18 protein-coding genes and 1 pseudogene are annotated in these 19,406 nt (G+C 38.9%); 16 read left to right on the top strand and 3 right to left on the bottom strand.

What is annotated here, in order from left to right:
* Positions 1-18: 18 nt before the first annotated feature.
* A pseudogene (locus tag RGU12_RS04335) lies at positions 19-986 on the bottom strand (sugar phosphate isomerase/epimerase family protein).
* A 194-nt stretch (positions 987-1,180) separates the two neighbouring features.
* Here RGU12_RS04335 and RGU12_RS04330 point away from each other — a divergent pair.
* The 6 genes from RGU12_RS04330 (at position 1,181) to RGU12_RS04305 (ending at position 8,517) form a co-directional block, all read left to right on the top strand.
* Positions 1,181-2,170, top strand: coding sequence for a LacI family DNA-binding transcriptional regulator (locus tag RGU12_RS04330; RefSeq protein ID WP_309534960.1), 990 nt, complete (start codon positions 1,181-1,183; stop codon positions 2,168-2,170).
* A gap of 48 nt (positions 2,171-2,218) precedes the next feature.
* A complete protein-coding gene (locus RGU12_RS04325) occupies positions 2,219-3,241 on the top strand; it encodes a Gfo/Idh/MocA family protein (RefSeq protein WP_309534959.1) in 1,023 nt (340 codons plus the stop codon).
* Positions 3,242-3,701: 460 nt separating this feature from the next.
* Complete coding sequence (locus RGU12_RS04320; RefSeq protein ID WP_309534958.1) at positions 3,702-4,706, top strand: Gfo/Idh/MocA family protein; 1,005 nt, start codon at positions 3,702-3,704, stop codon at positions 4,704-4,706.
* A gap of 157 nt (positions 4,707-4,863) precedes the next feature.
* Positions 4,864-5,847 (top strand): ABC transporter substrate-binding protein, encoded by a 984-nt coding sequence (locus RGU12_RS04315; protein WP_309534957.1) that lies wholly within the window; start codon positions 4,864-4,866, stop codon positions 5,845-5,847.
* Positions 5,848-5,954: 107 nt separating this feature from the next.
* Positions 5,955-7,457 carry a sugar ABC transporter ATP-binding protein gene (locus RGU12_RS04310; protein ID WP_309534956.1) on the top strand — a complete coding sequence of 501 codons (1,503 nt, stop codon included), beginning with the start codon at positions 5,955-5,957 and terminating at the stop codon, positions 7,455-7,457.
* A 1-nt stretch (position 7,458) separates the two neighbouring features.
* On the top strand, positions 7,459-8,517 hold the full coding sequence (locus tag RGU12_RS04305) for an ABC transporter permease (RefSeq protein WP_309534955.1): 1,059 nt from the start codon (positions 7,459-7,461) through the stop codon (positions 8,515-8,517).
* Positions 8,518-8,654: 137 nt separating this feature from the next.
* Here the strand turns inward: RGU12_RS04305 and RGU12_RS04300 are convergent, their stop codons facing one another.
* Positions 8,655-9,590, bottom strand: a complete 936-nt coding sequence (locus RGU12_RS04300) for an amidohydrolase family protein (protein ID WP_309534954.1) — start codon at positions 9,588-9,590, stop codon at positions 8,655-8,657.
* 242 nt (positions 9,591-9,832) lie between these two features.
* Here RGU12_RS04300 and RGU12_RS04295 point away from each other — a divergent pair, with 242 nt between their 5' ends.
* From RGU12_RS04295 to RGU12_RS04250, 10 genes are all read left to right on the top strand, one after another.
* A complete protein-coding gene (locus RGU12_RS04295; RefSeq protein WP_309534953.1) occupies positions 9,833-11,296 on the top strand; it encodes an aldehyde dehydrogenase in 1,464 nt (487 codons plus the stop codon).
* A gap of 16 nt (positions 11,297-11,312) precedes the next feature.
* Entirely contained in the window at positions 11,313-12,089 is a 777-nt protein-coding gene (locus RGU12_RS04290) for a 2-keto-4-pentenoate hydratase (RefSeq protein ID WP_309534952.1), read from the top strand.
* 21 nt (positions 12,090-12,110) lie between these two features.
* On the top strand, positions 12,111-12,995 hold the full coding sequence (locus RGU12_RS04285; RefSeq protein ID WP_309534951.1) for an acetaldehyde dehydrogenase (acetylating): 885 nt from the start codon (positions 12,111-12,113) through the stop codon (positions 12,993-12,995).
* Between the two features lie 17 nt (positions 12,996-13,012).
* Positions 13,013-14,035 carry a 4-hydroxy-2-oxovalerate aldolase gene (dmpG, locus tag RGU12_RS04280; protein ID WP_309534950.1) on the top strand — a complete coding sequence of 341 codons (1,023 nt, stop codon included), beginning with the start codon at positions 13,013-13,015 and terminating at the stop codon, positions 14,033-14,035.
* Between the two features lie 12 nt (positions 14,036-14,047).
* Positions 14,048-14,830 carry a 2-keto-4-pentenoate hydratase gene (locus RGU12_RS04275; protein ID WP_309534949.1) on the top strand — a complete coding sequence of 261 codons (783 nt, stop codon included), beginning with the start codon at positions 14,048-14,050 and terminating at the stop codon, positions 14,828-14,830.
* A 16-nt stretch (positions 14,831-14,846) separates the two neighbouring features.
* Positions 14,847-15,029, top strand: coding sequence for a 4-oxalocrotonate tautomerase (locus RGU12_RS04270; RefSeq protein WP_309534948.1), 183 nt, complete (start codon positions 14,847-14,849; stop codon positions 15,027-15,029).
* 128 nt (positions 15,030-15,157) lie between these two features.
* The gene (locus RGU12_RS04265; protein ID WP_309534947.1) at positions 15,158-16,006 is read left to right on the top strand and encodes a DODA-type extradiol aromatic ring-opening family dioxygenase; all 849 of its coding nucleotides are present in this window, start codon (positions 15,158-15,160) and stop codon (positions 16,004-16,006) included.
* Positions 16,007-16,037: 31 nt separating this feature from the next.
* Positions 16,038-17,246 (top strand): 4-hydroxybenzoate 3-monooxygenase, encoded by a 1,209-nt coding sequence (gene pobA, locus RGU12_RS04260; protein ID WP_309534946.1) that lies wholly within the window; start codon positions 16,038-16,040, stop codon positions 17,244-17,246.
* Positions 17,247-17,339: 93 nt separating this feature from the next.
* The gene (locus tag RGU12_RS04255; protein WP_309534945.1) at positions 17,340-18,953 is read left to right on the top strand and encodes an ABC1 kinase family protein; all 1,614 of its coding nucleotides are present in this window, start codon (positions 17,340-17,342) and stop codon (positions 18,951-18,953) included.
* Entirely contained in the window at positions 18,950-19,168 is a 219-nt protein-coding gene (locus tag RGU12_RS04250; RefSeq protein WP_309534944.1) for a DNA-directed RNA polymerase subunit alpha C-terminal domain-containing protein, read from the top strand. The genes RGU12_RS04255 and RGU12_RS04250 overlap by 4 nt, the downstream gene beginning before the upstream one ends.
* Before the next feature lie 16 nt (positions 19,169-19,184).
* Here the strand turns inward: RGU12_RS04250 and RGU12_RS04245 are convergent, their stop codons facing one another.
* Positions 19,185-19,361 carry a hypothetical protein gene (locus RGU12_RS04245; RefSeq protein WP_309534943.1) on the bottom strand — a complete coding sequence of 59 codons (177 nt, stop codon included), beginning with the start codon at positions 19,359-19,361 and terminating at the stop codon, positions 19,185-19,187.
* Positions 19,362-19,406: the final 45 nt, after the last annotated feature.

The following is a 19,406-nucleotide window of genomic DNA, read 5'->3' as shown; positions in this document are numbered from 1 at the left end:
CTTCTCCCTTTACAATACTTACGTCCACCACATCTCACCAATAGATTCCTTCACCATTATGGGTTTAAGCGTTTGAATAGCTTTTGTAAATCCTTCATCAATGGACATTAATCCGTCTTCATGTTCAATGCTCACGACATAATCATAGCCATAAAGACGAAGGGGACTAATGATATCAGCCCAAACTTTAGAATCATGACCAAATCCAACTGTACGGAAATACCATGATCGATTTCGCATATCGTTATAAGGAGTCATATCTGTGAGTCCATTTCGATTCGTGTTCGGTTGATCAATGATTGTATCCTTTGCATGGAAATGGTGGATTGCATTTTCACGTCCAAGTATTTTAATAGATTCAACAGGGTCAATTCCTTGCCACCACATATGGCTTGGGTCAAGATTTGCCCAATTGCTTGACCACAAGCTTCTCGTAAACGTAATAGGGTAGCAGGTGTATGTACGGAAAATCCGCCATGTAATTCGAGACCAATCTTTACATTATGCTTTTGAGCGAAGGCTGCTTTTTCCTTCCAATAAGGGATGATTTTTTCTTCCCATTGCCATTTTACTATTTCTTGGTATTCATTAGGCCATGGAGAAACAGGCCAGTTCGGATATTTTGCGTTTTCATGGTCACCCGGACAGCCAGAAAATGTATTTACAACAGGGACACCAAGCTGATTTGCTAATTTAACCGTTTTTAAAAATACAGAATCTGCTTCTGAAGCGATGTGTTTTTGAGGGGGAAGAGGGTTGCTGTGACAACTTAAGGCGCTGATTGATAATCCTCTTTTAGAGATTTTCTCCATAAAATCCTTTTGTTTTTGTTCATTATCTAATAATTGATCAACCTTACAGTGGGCATCACCCGGATAACCACCAGTACCTAATTCTATTGCTTCAATTCCTTTTGCAGCCAAATGATCCAGCATATCGTCAAGACTTTTTTCAGAGAATAAAACTGTAAAAACCCCTAACTTCATAAAGTGTCCTCCCCAAAATGGTTTTTTTGTAATCCGTTACATTATATTATAGCAAAAAATATATAAAAACAATATTCAAAATTGTTGAATTATAGGTTCGTAGTTACACCTTGACATAAATATTCAGAAAACTTACAATTGTAATTGTAATCGATTACAAATCTTTATCATAGAATTGAAAGAGGGGACCAACAATGGCGAATATTCAACAGGTAGCTCAAAAAGCAGGTGTATCCGTTGCAACGGTTTCAAGGGTCCTTAATAATGCTACGTCTGTTAGTCCAAAAACAAGACTTAAAGTTGAAAATGCAATTAAAGATCTTAATTATGAACCTAGTATGTTGGGAAGAAATCTTCGAAACTCTGAAAGTCGCCAGTTATTAGTGTTACTTCCGAGTATATCAAATCCATTTTACACCGAAATCATAAATGGGATTCAAAATACCGCAATTGCCAATAGCTATAATATACTTCTTTGTGAAACAGACTCAAATCCACAACGCGAAAATATTTATTTTAATATGGTTAGGAACAAATTGGCTGATGGAGTTATTTCAATGGATCCAACAGTTAATATGCATAAGCTTAATGAATTAGCAGAAAATTACTCCGTAATTCTTTGTAGTGAGTACGATGAAGGAGGAAGTGTCCCTTACGTTACCATTGATAATGAATTGGCAGCCTATCATGCTGTAAAGCATCTGATCAAATTAGGTCATGAAAAAATTTCGCTCATTAATTCTGACGAAAAGTTCTTGTATGCTCGACAACGTCGGAATGGGTATGAAAAAGCATTAAGGGAGTTTAACATTCCAATCCGAGATGAATGGATTTACCACTCAAAAGAACTAGAATTTCAAAATGGCGTTCAAGCAATGAGGATTTTGTTTCAATCGGAGGAAAAGCCAACTGCTGTCTTTGCAGTATCTGACACTTTGGCTATAGGCGCTCTAAAAGGAATTAATGGATTTGGCTTACACGTGCCAAATGATGTTGCAATCATTGGTTTTGATAATATTAGCTTTGCAAACATGACAAATCCAACATTAACAACGATTTCACAGCCAATGTATAAAATGGGCTGCATTGCAGCAGAAATGCTGATTAATAGCATTCAGGGGGAGAAAGTTGAGAGTGTTGTTTTAGACCATGAACTCATTATTCGTGAATCAACGATGGGCTAGGATATCCTGCCTCACCTTAAAATTAAATGACTAGGGAGGTTTTTATACGTGGGTATAAAAGTAGGCATTATCGGTTGTGGTTCGATAACACGACATAGGCACGCTCCTGAGTATAAGGCAAATCCACATGTTGAAGAAATCATCTTTTATGACCGAAATCTAGAAAGAGCTGAGAGTTTAGCAAAGGAATTTGGTGGGCGGGCTGTAGAAACAGTAGAAGAATTATTAAATGACCCCTCAATCATAGCGATAAGTGATTGTTCATCCAATGATGCCCACCATATTAACACATCTAAAGCATTGTTAAGTGGAAAGCATGTTTTATGTGAAAAACCATTAGCCATTAGTGTAAAGCATGCGGAGGAAATTCTTGAAGCAGAACGTAAATCTGGAAAGAAATTAATGGTTGATCATAACCAACGATTTACTAAAGCTCACCAAAAAGCAAAAGAAATTTTAGCCAATAAAGAATTAGGTGAGGTTTTAACCTTCAAAACAGCCTTTGGTCATCAAGGACCAGAAAGTTGGGGTGTGAATAAATCAAACTCCACTTGGTTTTTTAAAAAAGAACGTTCACACTCAGGTGTTGCAGGTGATTTAGGAATTCATAAAATAGATTTAATCCATTACCTCTTAGACGACGAAATTGAAGAAGTTCATTCTTTCTTTGGTACATTGGATAAAGTTGATGATGATCGATTGCCAATTGAGGTTTGCGATAATGTTGTATGTGCATTAAAGACGAGGAAAGGGCGTCTAGGAACGGCCTCGTTTTCGTGGACGTATTACGGTTCAGAAGATAATTCGACGATCATCTACTGTCAAAAAGGAATCTTGAAAATCTATCATGATCCTGAAGTCCCGCTACTGGTTGAAAAGAAGGATGGCTCAATTAAGAAGTATGAATTAGGGGCAATACAGACGAATGATAACCAAACAAATACAGGAGTGATTGATGCATTCATCGATTCAATCATTCAAGACGTCAAACCTGCTGTTACAGGTGAACAAGCAATTGCTTCACTTAGAGTAGTTGAAAAAATATTAGGCTCTCAAGTTTCATACACTTAAAATGTGTGAGAATTAAGGAGCATGCCAATTTTGGTAAAAATGATAATTTATACCTAAAAACAATTGACTGAATATTGTTTATCTTATACTATAAATGTAACGGATTACATTTATAGTTATTACTTTCCGATTGGTGGCAATATTAGGCTTGTACAGGTTAATTGTAATCAATTACAAGTTTGTCAGGAGGGTTGACATGTTGCAACAGCTTGCAATTAACAGTGGAAATCATCCATTTAAAGGATAGGTTGGGTGCATATAATGAATAGAACTTTCCAGCAATTGGAGATGTTGATTTTTTAAAAGTATTTAAAGCGCTTTCTAATGCAAGCTATAGAGGTCCTTTAAGTGAAGAAATCGAATTTACATCTTCAGATCCAGCAAATCTTAAGGAAGTAGACGATTCTGTGAGAAAATCCAATGAATATCTTTCAAGATTAATAGGATAAGAGGGTAGAAGATGAGTAATATTGGGCTTGTTGGTTTGGGGTTCATAGGAAAAACGCATTTAGAGGCATACCAACAACTTAAAAATTGTAGAGTAACTGTCATTTGTTCACGAAATGAAGGTAAGGACAAGGATATTATTCAAAACTATAACGTGTCATTTGTTTCTGATTACGATGAATTATTACGTAATAAAGAAATTGATATTATTGATCTGTGCGTTCCTACATTTTTGCATGAAGAATATATTATAAAGGCTGCTAGAGCAGGAAAACACATCATTTGTGAAAAACCATTAACCCTGACAATAGAATCAGCCAATCGAATTATGAATGAAGTAAATAAGAATGGTGTCAAGCTATTTGTCTGTCATGTACTTCGATTTTGGCCAGCATATAAGGCAATTAAATCTTTATCTGAAACTGACAAATTAAAAGATATTCAAATTATTCATGCGAAGAGATTAGGTCAGGTACCTAAATGGAGTGATTGGTTTTTGTATCCTGAAAAAAGTGGCGGAGCCCTTTTCGACCTTCATATACATGATATTGATTTCGTCTATTATCTATCGGGCGAGGTTGAGTCAGTGTATGCAGTAGGAAATAAGAATAAGTATGGTGCGTGGGATCATGTCATGACCACCCTTGCCTTTACCAATAAAAGTAAAGCTTATGTTGAGGCATCCCAGCGAATGCCAAAAGGATATCCTTTCACAATGTCATTACGAGCACAAGCGATCCAAGGGACACTAGAATTTAATTTGATTGCTGGTGAAAATATTGAAAATATAGAGGAAGATACAAATCAATTAATTTATTATAACCACGAGGAAAGAGCAGCTCTTCCCATTGAAAAAAGGGATGCCTTTCAAAATGAACTATCGTATTTTGTGAATTGTGTCGAAAAGGACCAAGAAAATCTTATGGTTCCTTTACATGATGTGCTTTATACGTTAAAACTTCTAAATGCTATTGAAGAGTCCTTAGAAACAGGTAAACAAGTTTCAATTGCGTACTAATACCCTACATACAACAAGAATCCTCAAAAAAACTACAACATGTTGTTAACTCCTATATGAAAACGCTTATATTTACTAGTAGAAAATTAATAATTATTTGGTTTCAATTTCTATTTTTTAATAGATTGCTAGTTAAAAAACGAGGGGGTTATTTTTTATGAAAAAAGCATTACGTTTATTATCGTTGCTGGTTTTACTTCTAATTCCTGTACTGAGTGCGTGTAGCGATTCAGAAAAAACAGGTGACACGACAACTGGGGATTCTGGGGAAGGTTCAGGTAAAAAGTACAAGGTTGGTATTTTAGCTCCAGCGGTAACACATGGATGGGTTGCTGCGGTTGCTTATCATGCGGAAGCTCGTGCTAAAGAACTTTCCGGTGAAATTGAGTACCAAATTCAAACAAGTAGCAATGCAGCTGAAATGACTTCTCAATTAGATGATTTAATGACCTGGGGTGCAGAAGCGATTGTAGCTTTCCCACAATGGGAGGGGATGGAAGTACCTATTCAACGTGCCTTAGATGAAGGAATCAAAATTGTTAACTTTGATATTGTCATTGATGCTGAAGGTGTTTATCGTGTAGCAGGAGACAACGAGGATATGGGCGTTCAGGGTGCAAATTACATTGTTGAAAAAATCGGGAAAGAAGGGAATGTTGTTATTCTAGAGGTTCCATCCTCAGGCTCAGTTTCAGAGCTACGTAAGAAGGGATTTGTTGAAACAATTGAAGAAATCGCTCCAGATATTAAGCTTCATACTTATGCAACTCAGTTTACAAGGGAAGATGGTTTGAAAGATTTTGCGGATATTTTAACAAGCCTTGATAAAATTGATGCTGTCTACTCTTTGGATGATGAAACCTCTATTGGTGTATTACAAGCAATCAATGAAGCGGGAAGAACGGATATAAAAGTCGTAACTGGTGGCGGTGGAATGCAGGAATATTTTAAAATGATGCCAGAGAATGAAGATATCTGGATTCAATCTGCACTATACAGTCCAGCTATGGTTAAGGATGCTGTTGATGTGGCACTTAAGGTTTTAAAGGGTGAAAATGTTGAAATGGAAACCATTATTCCTACAACCGTTGTTGATAGAGAGAATTATGAAGAATTCCTTGACGAGGGTTCACCTTATTAAAAAATAGAGCTCGCTAAACATGAGGGCTATGGCAATGCTGCTATAGCCTATCTCTTTTACTCGCTTTTTGAGTGTTGTAATGATTTTAAAGGTTTGGAAGTGATGACATGATAATTGAGATGAAACATATTCGAAAATCCTTTGGAAGCAATGATGTACTTAAGGATGTATCCTTAGCCTTAAAAGGCGGTGAAATCTGCGCATTGCTTGGAGAAAATGGGGCTGGTAAGTCCACACTAATGAACATATTGGGTGGAGTCTTGCAAATGGATTCTGGTTCAATCCATATTGATGGGAACCAAGTGGAATTTGCTAAACCAGCAGAATCTCAGGAAGCAGGAATTGCCTTCATTCATCAGGAACTGAACTTAATCAATGACTTACCAATCTATGAAAATATGTTCCTTGGTCGTGAGCTGAAAACAAAAAGAGGTAGCCTGGATTTAGAAAAAATGTATCAAGAAACGAAAGAAATGTTTAATAAAATGAACGTTAAACTAGATCCGAATAAATTGGTGCGTGACCTTGATGCTTCCTATAAACAAATCATTGAAATATGTCGGGCTATGATGACAAAGGCATCTATTATTATTATGGACGAACCGACCACTTCCTTATCTGACCAGGAAATTGAGCGAGTATTTGCGATGATGAGAACACTTAAGGAGCATAATGTCGGTATTATTTTTATCTCCCATAAATTAAATGAAGTGATGGAAATTTGTAATCGTTACCTCGTGCTGCGTGATGGGAAATTGGTGTCCGAAGGAAATGTAACTGAAGTAACGACAAATGATTTAGCGCGATATATGGTAGGACATGAAGTGAGAACAGAACCTTTATCTAGGGAGAAGAATCTTGGAGATGAGATTCTGCATGTAGAAGGGTTAACTTCAGGTCATATTTTTAGAGATATTAGTTTTACAATCCGAGCAGGTGAAATAGTAGGTTTTACAGGGCTACTTGGAGATGGTCGAAGTGAACTTTTTCAATCTATATTTGGAGCTTATCCGATCTCATTTGGAAAAATTATCTTAAATGGGAAAGAGGTTAAAATCCCGAGTACGACTAAAGCAATAAAGGAAGGAATTGCGTACCTGCCAAGAAATCGTAAAGAAAATGCGATTATCAAGGATATGAACATTTTAGAAAATGCATCAATTGTTACGTGGCCTACATTTTCAAAACGGGGTACAATCAATACGAAAATGCATCAGGCGATTTTTGAAGAGCAGAGGAAAGCATTACGATTAAAAATGGGGGAACTTACAGATGGCATCACGAGTCTATCTGGAGGCAACCAACAAAAGGTCGTCCTAGCAAAATGGTTGGCGGCTAACCCAAAACTTCTTATCTTGGACAATCCTACCCAAGGTGTTGACGTAGGTGCAAAAGAAGATATCTATGACATTATCTTGAAACTTGCTGAAGAAAACATAGCTGTTGTTGTTCTTTCCAGTGAAGCACAGGAAATCATTCGTGTCTGTGACCGAGCAATCGTCATGTACCATGGAACCATTCAAGGAGAAGTCGCTGGAGAAGCTATGAATGAGCATTCCATCATGAGTCTTGCTACGGGTGGGGACTTAAGTGAGGGAGAGGTAAGCTAATATGAAGCCAAGTATAGAGCAAACAAGGATAAAAAATAAAAAAAACTTCTTTTATTGGTTTAAATATAAATGGTCAAATGATCCACTATTCAGTATCGCAATTGCATTAATTATTATGATTATTTTGCAAACCTTGGTTTTAGGTTTTGATTATAATTCTTTTGGGGAATGGTTTCAATCATGGATTAACAACTGGATAAATATTTTACGAAATAATGCAGGTACAGCTATTGTTGCTTTAGGAATGACGTTTGTTATTATGACAGGCGGTATTGATTTAGCAGTTGGTTCAACCTTGGTTGTTACAGGTGCCTTTTCAATGATGCTCTTAGATACGGGTACAAAAGGATTACTAGGAATAATGGGAATAACAGGTGTACCTGCAATTATGATCACGATAGTATTCGTATTACTAGCAGGATACCTTTTAGGTTCACTTATTGGAGTTAGTATAACAAAGGGGAATGTACCCCCATTTATTGCTACATTAGGAGCAATGATGATTTTTAGAAGTGTTACACAGCATTTTATGCAAGGGTATAATCCTACTGTACCAGTAGAATTTTTACAGATTGCTAGCTTTAAAATCGGAAATTACATGATTATGCCAATTGTTTATTGGGCGGTCATTGCGTATATTCTCTACTATGTATCAAAAAGAACAACCTTTGGAAGGCATATTATTGCGGTCGGATCAAATGAAAGGGCTGCTAAGCTTTCTGGTATTAATGTAGAGAAAGTGAAGCTCCGTGTATACGCTCTAATGGGGTTGCTGGTGTCGATAGCCGCAATTATCCAGGTTTCACGAATTGGATCAATGGACTTTTCTAATGCAGGTAGAGGAATGGAAATGGATGCTATCGCTGCAGCGGTTGTTGGGGGAACAAATATGATGGGTGGAAGAGGTTTCATCCTGGGGACTGTTTACGGTATGCTAATTATTGCTGTTATGAATAACTTACTTAATCTTTTCGGAGTGCCACCGTTTTTAAGGGAAGCATTTAAAGGGGTAATCGTAATTGCGGCTGTTTTATTGCAGAAAAAAGAGAAAGCTTCATAATGAATTTACTAATTTAAAAAACATAGCGAAAATCTGACTACATCACTTACATATAAGTGGTGTATTTTTTTCACCGTACCGTTTCTGTCTAAATAAAGGAAAACTCCTTATTTTTGATAAGGAGTTCTACCTATGATTTATCCAAGTAACGAAACTACACCCTGTTGATACTTTTCCACAGGTGGCCACACAGCAAGGTCAAAGGGATAATCTGAACCAGGCACGATTCTGTCTTGTCCAACTGTTTTACAGAGGAATTCGAGACTTTCTTGGTTCCACAAAACGGTGTCATACCAAAAGCGTTTTATGTACTCAGATGGTGGGGCTTGAAGATTTGTGGATACTAGCTTCCACTGCTCATACCCCTTATCCAATCTCCCAATTTGATATGGAAGGAATCCACCTCCATGGGCAAATAAAACTTTAACATGAGGATATCGATCAATCAGTCCACTTAATAAGAAATCAGTTGCACAAATGGTCGTTTCCCACGGAACACCGATAAGGTTTGGCATCATTCTTCTTTGGAGTCGTGGGTCTTCCGCTAAAAGTGGATGGATAAAAACGATGGCATTGAGCCGGTTTGCTTCTTCAAAAAATGGGGTGAAAAAGTCATCAGATAACATTCGACCTGGTAGGCCTGGGCCAATGATGACTCCTTTTAGCCCAAGATTCATTCCTTCGTGTAAAATTTGTGCTGCTTTGTCTGGATTCGTAAGGGGGACAGTTCCGAGTGCTGAAATTTTCTGGGGTGCTGTTTTTGTCCATTGTGCTAACGAATGATTGTATACATGAGAAATATCAGATGAAATGTCATCAGGAAAATCATACAAGAAAAGCTGTGGAATGGGTGAAACAATGGAATGGGTGACGCCTGCTTTCTCTTGTTCTTTTACATAAAGATGACTGTCAATGAAAGCTTGTTTAAGTTCAAAGCCCCATTTTTCATTCACCACTAAAAATTCATCCTTGTTTGCATCTTTTTTTACACATTTTGCGTTTACTGTTTGTTGATGATCCTTTAGCCATGTAATGACATCAGGTGGGATAAAATGTGTGTGAAAATCATGCATTGCCTATACCTCCTAGTTTGTAACGTTGTTCATAGTACGTAATATAGCAAAGAAGTATGTACTTGAAAAGGTAGAATCAAAAATATTTTGATTTGTTAGACAACTATTTTTTTCGGAAAATGAAATTTATTTTGTAGTTGTTCCACATAGAGAAACAGGAGTGTTGTTTATGACATCGATAGAGGGTACGATACAGTCATAAATTATCGTAAAATTTTGTTAATAGAGGGAGGAATTGTTCCATGCAAGTAGAAACAAGAGTACAAGCAATAAATTGTTTACATTTTATTAACGGACAATTTGTTGAATCACAGAATCAAAAAACATTTACCAATATCAATCCTGCTACCGAAGAGGTACTGGGAACTGTTGCAGAGGGTGGGAAAGAAGAGGTCAACTTTGCTGTAGCTGCAGCCAGAAGAGCTTTAAATGGAAAGTGGAAAAACACAACAGTTGAGGAGCGTTCGAAAATACTTCGTCGGATTGGAGATTTAATCCTTGAAAGACAAGAGGAGCTCGCACGCCTTGAATCTTTAGATACTGGAAAGCCATTCTGGTTAGCAAATAGTGTTGATATTCCACGTGCAGCATATAACTTCCACTTTTTTGCTGATTATATGGTCTCAGTAAATACGGATGCGAATCTACAAGACGATAAAGCCTTACATTATACCCATCGTCGTCCGGTAGGGGTGGTTGGGATTATTAAGCCATGGAACCTACCGTTACTGCTTCTAACTTGGAAATTAGCACCATGTCTAGCAATGGGGAATACTGCGGTCATCAAACCAGCTGAGTGGACACCCATGACTGCAACAGTCTTGATGGAGATTTGTAAGGAAGCCGGAGTTCCGGACGGGGTTGTCAATTTAGTTCATGGATTTGGTACCAACTCTGCTGGAAGTGCAATCTCTGAGCATCCAGATGTTGATGCGATTTCCTTTATCGGTGAACCGGGAACAGGCTCAGCGATTATGAGAGCGGCTTCTAACTCATTGAAAAAATTATCGTTCGAGCTTGGTGGAAAAAATCCAAATATTATTTTCGCGGATTCCGACCTTGATGAGGTTATTGAAACGACGATTAAATCAAGCTTTATTAATCAAGGTGAAGTGTGTCTTTGCGGTTCAAGAATTTATGTAGAACGTCCAGTATACGAAGAGTTCTTAAACAAGTTCTCTGAAAAAGTGAAGGCATTAAAAGTAGGTCAACCGGAAAATGCAGATACCAATGTCGGGGCATTAATCAGTAAAGAACATTATGATCGTGTGAATAGCTATCTTGAAATTGCTCGCAATGATGGTGGGAATTTTGTGACAGGTGGAAAACGTCCTGAGGGATTAGACAAAGGTTATTTTTTAGAGCCTACGATTATTACAGGGTTGGATCGAAATTCTCGTTGTGTGCGTGAAGAGATCTTTGGACCAGTTGTGACGATTACTCCATTTGATATGGAAGAAGAAGTCATCATGCAGGCAAATGATACGCATTACGGTTTAAGTGCAACCATTTGGACAAATGATCTTCGACGTGCCCACCGTGTAGCCCACCAGATTGAAGCCGGAATTATTTGGGTCAACACATGGTTTTTGCGTGACCTTCGTACACCATTTGGTGGCATGAAGCATAGTGGTATCGGCAGAACGGGTGGAATGCATAGTCTTGATTTTTACTCAGAATTATCCAATATCACAATCAAGTTATAAGGAAGGATGTGTAACCGTGACAAATAAAATCGAACAATTTGCCTTGCAATTGGCTGAAGCAGAATCTACTCGCATTGGAATTGAAGCGCCAACTTCAGTAGATTCAGAGCTAACAGTCAAGGACGCTTATTATATTCAGCTTGAAAATATTAAAAAAAGGGTAGCTGAAGGGCAGAAGATCGTCGGGAAAAAAATCGGTTTAACCTCTTTAGCGATGCAGAATCTATTAGGAGTAGATGAACCGGACTACGGTCACTTATTGGACAGCATGGTGGTCGAAAATGGTGGAAAGATTTTGATTGATAAAGTATTGCAGCCTAAGGTGGAAGGTGAAATTGCATTTATTTTAAAGAAGGATTTACGTGGACCGAATGTAACTGCGCTTGATGTACTTCAAGCAACAGAGTATATCGTTCCAGCATTAGAAATCGTCGATAGTAGAGTGAAAGATTGGAAGATTAAGCTTGCAGACACGGTTGCCGATAATGCATCTTCTGGGTTTTATGTGCTTGGCGGAAAACCAACCAAGGTAGAAGATATTGATCTCGAGTTAATCGGGATGACTCTATCAAAGAACGGCGAGTTGGTTAATACAGGTGTCGGTGCAGCAGCATTGGGAAATCCTGCAAACTGTGTCGCATGGCTAGCGAATAAGCTTTCTGAATTTGATATACCGCTTCGAGCAGGAGAGGTTATTCTATCAGGTGCCTTATCAGCGGCTATAGAAGCACATGAAGGTGATTCATTCACTGCACGATTTGCCCATATTGGCCAAGTGAGTGTTCGTTTTTAAAAATAGGGAGGGGAGAAATAGATGTCAAAAGTAAAAGTTGCCATTCTTGGATCAGGAAATATTGGCACAGATCTTATGCTAAAACTTCGTAGGTCTAACATACTTGAATTAACGACCGTTATTGGAATTGAACCAGAGTCAGATGGATTAAGAAAAGCTCGAGAGTACGGGTTTGAAACGATTGATACTGGAATAAACGGATTTTTAGAAAGACCCGAACTGGCTGATATTGTGTTTGATGCAACCAGTGCGAAAGCTCATATCCGTCATGCCAAACTATTAAAAGACGCTGGAAAGCAGGTGCTCGATTTAACGCCAGCTGCAGTAGGGCCATTTGTTGTACCCTCTGTAAATCTAGGGGAGCATGTGGAAGCAGAGAATATTAACCTCATAACGTGTGGAGGTCAAGCAACGATTCCGATGGTTCATGCGATTAACCGCGTCCAACAGGTTGAGTATGCGGAAATTGTCGCAACGATTTCGAGTAAGAGTGCTGGACCGGGAACGAGAGCCAATATTGATGAATTTACCCAAACAACTGCCCGCGGAATTGAAAGGATTGGCGGCGCAAGAAGAGGGAAAGCAATCATCATTTTAAATCCAGCAGAACCTCCTATTATCATGCGAGACACCATTCATGTTATTGTCGAGGGTGAATCAGTTCAGCATGAAGAAATTACAGCTTCAATCAAGGAAATGGAAAAGCAGGTTCAAGCCTATGTACCGGGATATCGATTAAGGCAAGAGCCAATCTTCGATGACAACCGAATTACCGTCTTTATTGAAGTAGAAGGAGCTGGCGATTATCTACCGAAGTATTCCGGAAACTTAGATATTATGACTGCAGCCGCCGTGAAAGTCGCCGAAGAATGGGCACAGCATAAAATTTCGAAAGTCACTGTTTAAGGGAGGGGGAAAAAGAGATGACCAATGATAGAGATGTATTAATTACGGAAGTTGCATTGCGAGATGGTAGTCATGCGATTAGGCATCAATTTACCGTTGAACAAGTAACAAATATCACAAAGGCTTTAGATGAAGCAAATGTTCCTTATATCGAAGTTTCCCATGGTGATGGGCTGGGAGGCTCGTCCTTGCAATACGGCCTATCCCTAACAAACGAATTGGAGTTAATAGAAGCGGCAGCATCTGTTGTAAACAATGCGAAAATTGCTGTCCTTCTCTTGCCAGGGATTGGAACAATGCCAGAGTTAAAGCAAGCGGCCCAGTTAGGAGCGAAAATGGCTCGAATTGCAACACACGTCACGGAGGCTGATGTATCACCGCAGCATATCGCCACAGCAAAGGATCTCGGACTTGAAACAGTTGGATTTCTTATGATGTCCCACATGGCACCAACTGCAAAATTAGTCGAGCAAGCCAAATTAATGGAAAGCTATGGTGCCGATACCGTCTATGTTGTTGATTCGGCTGGAGCCCTGTTGCCACATCAAGTATCAGAAAGAATCCGTGCTCTCAAAGATACGTTGACGGTTAATGTTGGTTTCCATGCCCATAATAACCTTTCCTTAGCCATGGCCAATACACTTGCGGCCATTCAGGAAGGGGCTACTAGAATTGATGGTAGTATTCGCTGCTTAGGTGCAGGGGCTGGGAATACACAAACGGAAGTACTTGTTTCCGTCCTCGATAAAATGGGGATAAAAACGGGAGTCGATCTTTTTAAAATGATGGATATTGCAGAAGAATTGGTAGCACCAATTTTAGAGAAACCACAGGAAATTACAAGAGATAGCCTTGTCCTTGGCTATGCAGGTGTCTATTCAAGCTTCCTGCTTTTTGCTCAGCGTGCTGCGAAAAAATTCAACATTGACTCGCGCGAGATCTTAATCGAACTTGGAAGAAGACAAGTTGTGGGTGGTCAAGAAGATATGATCATGGATGTAGCGGCAGAATTGGCAGCAAGAAAGCATGCTGTCGTTTAAGGAGGAAATCGAATGAGTCAATATAAAGAAATTGCCCAATACCTCGTTTCGGCAGAAGTTGAAAAACGCGAGGTAACAAGAGTTACAGCAAATTTAAAACCGGATTTAACAGTTGAAGAGGCATATCTTGTTCAGGAAGAAATTGTCAACATGAAACTGAATGAAGGAAAACGTATTGTGGGTCCTAAGATGGGTTTAACAAGCCCGGCGAAAATGAAGCAGATGGGAATTACAGATCCGATTTACGGCTATGTGTTTGATTATATGTTGATTGAAAATGGAGGAAAGGCTCGCCTAAGCGACCAAATTCATCCTAAAGTTGAGGCGGAAATTGCGTTTGTTATTGGCGAGGATATAGAAGGTCCTGGCATAACCGGGGCACAGGTTTTAGCAAAAACGGAATATGTATTACCGGCTCTCGAGTTGATTGATAGCCGTTATGAAAACTTCCAGTTTACCTTACCGGATGTAATTGCCGATAATGCTTCTACTTCACGGGTTGTGTTAGGGACAACGTTGAAGAAGCCTGAACAATTTGAGCTTGACCTTGTAGGCGCCACTTTGTCCATTAATGGTGAAATAAAAGAACTGGGTGCAGGAGCTGCAGTTCTTGGTCACCCGGCAAATTCAATCGCGATGCTTGCGAATATGCTTGCAGCTAAAGGTGGAAAGATTCACAAAGGGGACATTATTTTATCAGGCGGGATTACGAGTGCCGTAATGTTGCAGCATGGTGATGTCGTAAGTGGTAAATTCGATGGATTTGGTGAAGTTAGTTTCACTGTAACAGATTAAGAGAGGAAGGGTTTTCATGCCAATTATATACGTGCAAATGATGGAAGGCAGACCGAAGGAGAAAGTCGCTGAATTAATTCGTAATGTAACAAACACGGTCTCTGAAACTTTAGGTTCGGATAAGGAAACCATTCGAGTACTCGTTACTGAAATTCCAAAAACACATTGGGGTAAAGCGGGAGAACCCGTTGGAAAATAGAGTTATCACAAATATCACAAAGGGGAAGCAAGATGAGTAGCTCTTGCTTCCCATATTCACATTTTAAATGAGAGCGTTTTCTAAAGAGTTTGGTAGATTCAAATAATCTTATTTTAGGAGGGAATGGGATGACAATTGAATGTAGCATGCTTGTACCACATGTTCCATCTATGTGTCATGCAGATCAAGTACCTGAGTTCCAACAGGATATGGCTTCTGCCATGAATGAAATAGGGAAGAGACTAAAGGAGATCAAACCAGATGTCATCGTATTAGTTTCTTGTCACTGGCCGTCAACCTTTTTTCATTATGTTGATTGTACGCCAGTTCATAAAGGGATCTTAACTGCGATTGAAGCCCCTGATTTAATTAAGGATGTTCCATATCACTATCCTGGAGATGAAGATTTGGCGAAGGAATTGGTGAAAGCGGGTGAAGAGGCAGGTCTACAAGTTCAAGGAGTAAATGATCCCTACTATGTATGGGATTATGGCAGTGTAGTTCCATTGCGCTACTTAGTTCCAGACGAAGATATTCCAGTCATCAATTTATCAGTTACGTTGGCTGCATCTATAGAAGAGACCTATAGGTGGGGGCAAGTTATTGGTAAGGTTCTGCGGGAAAGTGATAAAAAGGTAGTCTTTATTTCAAGTGGTGCCCTCTCTCATAACTTGGTAAGGGGTAGACATAATAAGCCAACCGTTACAGAACATGCGATGGATAAACAATTCATTGAATTTATCATGAATAAAGATTTTCAGTCAGCTTATGATATGCTTCCGAAGTATGCGCGGTTTGCGAGGGTAGAATCTGGTGGGCGTCATCTTGCTATGTTATTAAGCATTATTGATGAAAATGCAGACCCCACTTATCTAGCAGATGGTCAATCATCTGGAAGTTGGAATGCTCTCATTACATTTGGTTTAAGAAAATTATCTGACATGGCTACTTTAGAAGAAAGCGAATATGCAAAGTAATCAATTGAACCAAAAATAAAGGGGGGAGATCATGAAAACGAAAGTGGGGATCATAGGGGCAGGTCCAGCAGGACTCATGCTTTCCCATTTACTACACCTGCAAGGAATCGAATCAATCATCCTTGAGTCACGTTCCCGTGAGGCTATTGAAGGAACCGTTCGTGCTGGAGTGTTGGAGCAAGGTACTATTGACCTCTTGAATACGACAGGTGTGGGAGAGCGGATGATGAGAGAAGGACATGTCCACGAAGGAATTGAATTGCAATTTAAAGATAAAAGGCATCGCATTGATTTCAAAGAGCTTACTGGTGGAAAGAAAATTATGGTGTATGCCCAGCACGAAGTTATAAAAGACTTAGTAGCTGCACGCCTAGAAGCGGGTGGACAAATTTATTTCAACGTCAGTGATGTGAGCTTACATCAGTTAGAAACCGACACACCGAAAATCAAGTTCCGTAGAGAGGCAGGAAAAGAACTTGAGGAAATGGAATGTGATTTTATTGCGGGATGTGACGGCTTTCATGGTCCAAGTCGAAAAGCTATACCAGACCGTGTAAAGGTCGAAAAGCAAAAGGTCTATCCATTTGGATGGCTAGGAATTTTAGCGGAGGCACCGCCGGCAAACCCAGAATTAATCTATTCCAATCATGAACGAGGCTTTGCTTTAATTAGTACGAGGTCTCCTGAGATTCAACGCTATTATCTCCAGGTAAATCCTAAAGACGATATTAAAAACTGGTCCGATGACCGAATTTGGGCAGAACTTCATGCAAGAGTGGACATGGATGGATGGAGTTTAAAAGATGGGCCGATTATTCAAAAAAATATTGTTTCAATGAGAAGCTTTGTTTGTGAAACAATGAGATATGGTCGCCTTTTCTTAGCTGGTGATTCTGCCCATATTGTTCCGCCAACTGGCGCGAAAGGATTAAATCTAGCACTTGCTGATATCCAAGTCTTGGCCAAGGGGATTAGTGAATTCTATCAAGCGGGTAAAGACGAAACTCTTGATCAGTATTCAGAGATTTGTCTGCGACGGGTTTGGAAAGCCCAACGATTCTCAAATTGGATGACGACGATGCTCCATCGAGATTTTGAACATAGTAGCTTTGAACATGGCATCCAGCTAGCAGAATTAGAATATTTAACTTCATCAAGGGCTGCCATGACAAGTCTAGCCGAAAACTATGTAGGATTACCGTTAGAAATACCGTCCAATGTCGAAAAACTACAAATATAAAAACACCTAAAAGCATTTCTTTTTTAAAGGAGAAATGCTTTTTATATTGAAGTATTTCTAATAGGAACGTTTGGGGAAATGAGTGAATGCTAAATGAAGACGAGAAATAAGATTGTTCGAATGTCCAAAGTGCTTTCAATGGCTTTTGTGATATTTATTAAGATCTTTTGGTTTAAGCTTCGCAAAAAGCCACAGAAGGAATGGGATAAACTTTGGATGGATATTGGTGCAAGGTTTCGTAAGACACTTTTTGAATTGGAAGGTCTACTCATTAAGGTTGGACAAATCTTAAGCACAAGAGCCGATTTGCTACCTGAACCTTTTATTAAGCAAATCCAAGACCTTACTGATAAAGTGCCTTCGTCAGATTGGGAGGATATTGAGGAAATTCTTAAAGAGGAGTGGCGGAGCTCTACTCATGGGATTTTACAATCAATTGAAAAAGAGGCAATTGCTTCTGCGTCGATTGGAGAAGTATATAAGGGAATCTTAACAAATGGAGAAAAAATAGCCGTTAAAGTCCAAAGACCCCATATCCAATCAATACTTAAGACAGATTTTCGAACATTGGCTATTATCATTTGGTTTGCCGATCATTTTGTACCTGTTCCAAAGGGTTTTATCAACTTTAAAGTTCTGTTTAAAGAAATAAAACAAGTGATTGAGCGCGAATTGGATTATTCAATGGAGCTACATACGCTTGAAATTTTTAAAGAAAGGTTCAAGGATCATGACGGTGTTACCATCCCTAAGGTCTATCCCGAGTATAGTACATCAAAGGTTCTTGTGATGGAATGGGTAGACGGAATCAAGATTTCAGAAATCGAGGATGTGCAATCGATGGATCGAAAACGTCTTGCCCAGATTTTAATTGAACTCTTCCTTCCTCAATGGCTCGAACCTGGTTTGTTTCACGCAGACCCGCATCCGGGGAATGTACTTTTATCAAAGGAAGGTAAAATTATTTTACTAGATTTCGGTATGGTTGGAGAAATCTCGAAAAAAGATGCTACGAACTTTCAAAGGTTGGTTGAAAGTTTTCTTACAAAGAATTATACAAAGGCAGTCGAGTGTTTATCGCAGTTGGGATTCTTATTACCTGAATCTGACCTTAGAACAATGGAGAAACTATTAGAGGAATGGATGTCTTTTGATTTATCTCAATTAAAGGAAATTGACCTAATTGCTTTTAAACGTGAAATGAATGACATTGTTCAGGCACTTCCCATTCAGGTCCCAACACGATTTGTCTTTTTAGGTCGCTCCTTCGTCGCAATTGAAGGGATTTTACTCCATTTAATCCCTGAGGAAGAGGTTTTAGATATCGTTAAGCCAGTATTTATGAATTGGTTACATAAAAGTGGCAATCAGAAATGGTCATTCGTTTTAAATTGGATCCAAGCACTCCCGGTGTTTAAGATGTTTCATTCAATTCAGGATTTCTTACAGTTACCTCATACTTTAGAAAATTTTAAGGAAGTTGAACAGCGTAGAGAATTTCAATTTACGATTTACGAAAATAATAAAAAGCATTTATTCCTGCTATCTTTATTTGGTTTTTCTGGAATTGCAGCAGGCATTTTTGCTTCGCAATCATTGTTCCTATACCTTTCTGCAGGGGTTACAGCTATATCGGGGATAGGGTATTTTATGATGAGTCATAAACAGAAAAAGTGGATGAAGTATATGCATGAAAAAAGAAAATGACAAAAGGGGAAAATATGATGGCTGAAATAGATGAGTTAAAATTAAGCAAACCAGCATTACGTGCCTTGCATGGAGCGGGATACGTCATGATAGAGCAGTACACGAAGCTAACTGAAAAAGAAGTGTTGGCCTTACATGGAGTCGGTCCAACTGCCATAAGGGAGCTCCGAAAAGCTCTCGAAGAAAAGGGATTAGCTTTTAAAATCGAAGAATAAACGAAAATCGCGAGGGTTATTCCCCGCGATTTTCTTGTTCATTACTCTTTTTAACTTGATTATAAATATACCGGATCATTTTCATCGTTCGACTACCCTGAATCATAATTACAATTGTATACATCGTTGTTAAAATAACCCCAAGAATCGCAATCCAAAACAATGTGGTGATTTTCGTTGCTCTACTAAACATCTGAATCCCCCAATTCTTTAATCTATTTGTAGTTTTTGCCACGAT

Origin of the sequence: Ferdinandcohnia sp. QZ13 (assembly GCF_031324165.1) — a bacterium.
Lineage (GTDB): Bacteria > Bacillota > Bacilli > Bacillales > Bacillaceae_L > Ferdinandcohnia.
Note: the sequence above shows the minus strand (reverse complement) of the source record. Positions and strands in the feature narration are given on the sequence as shown.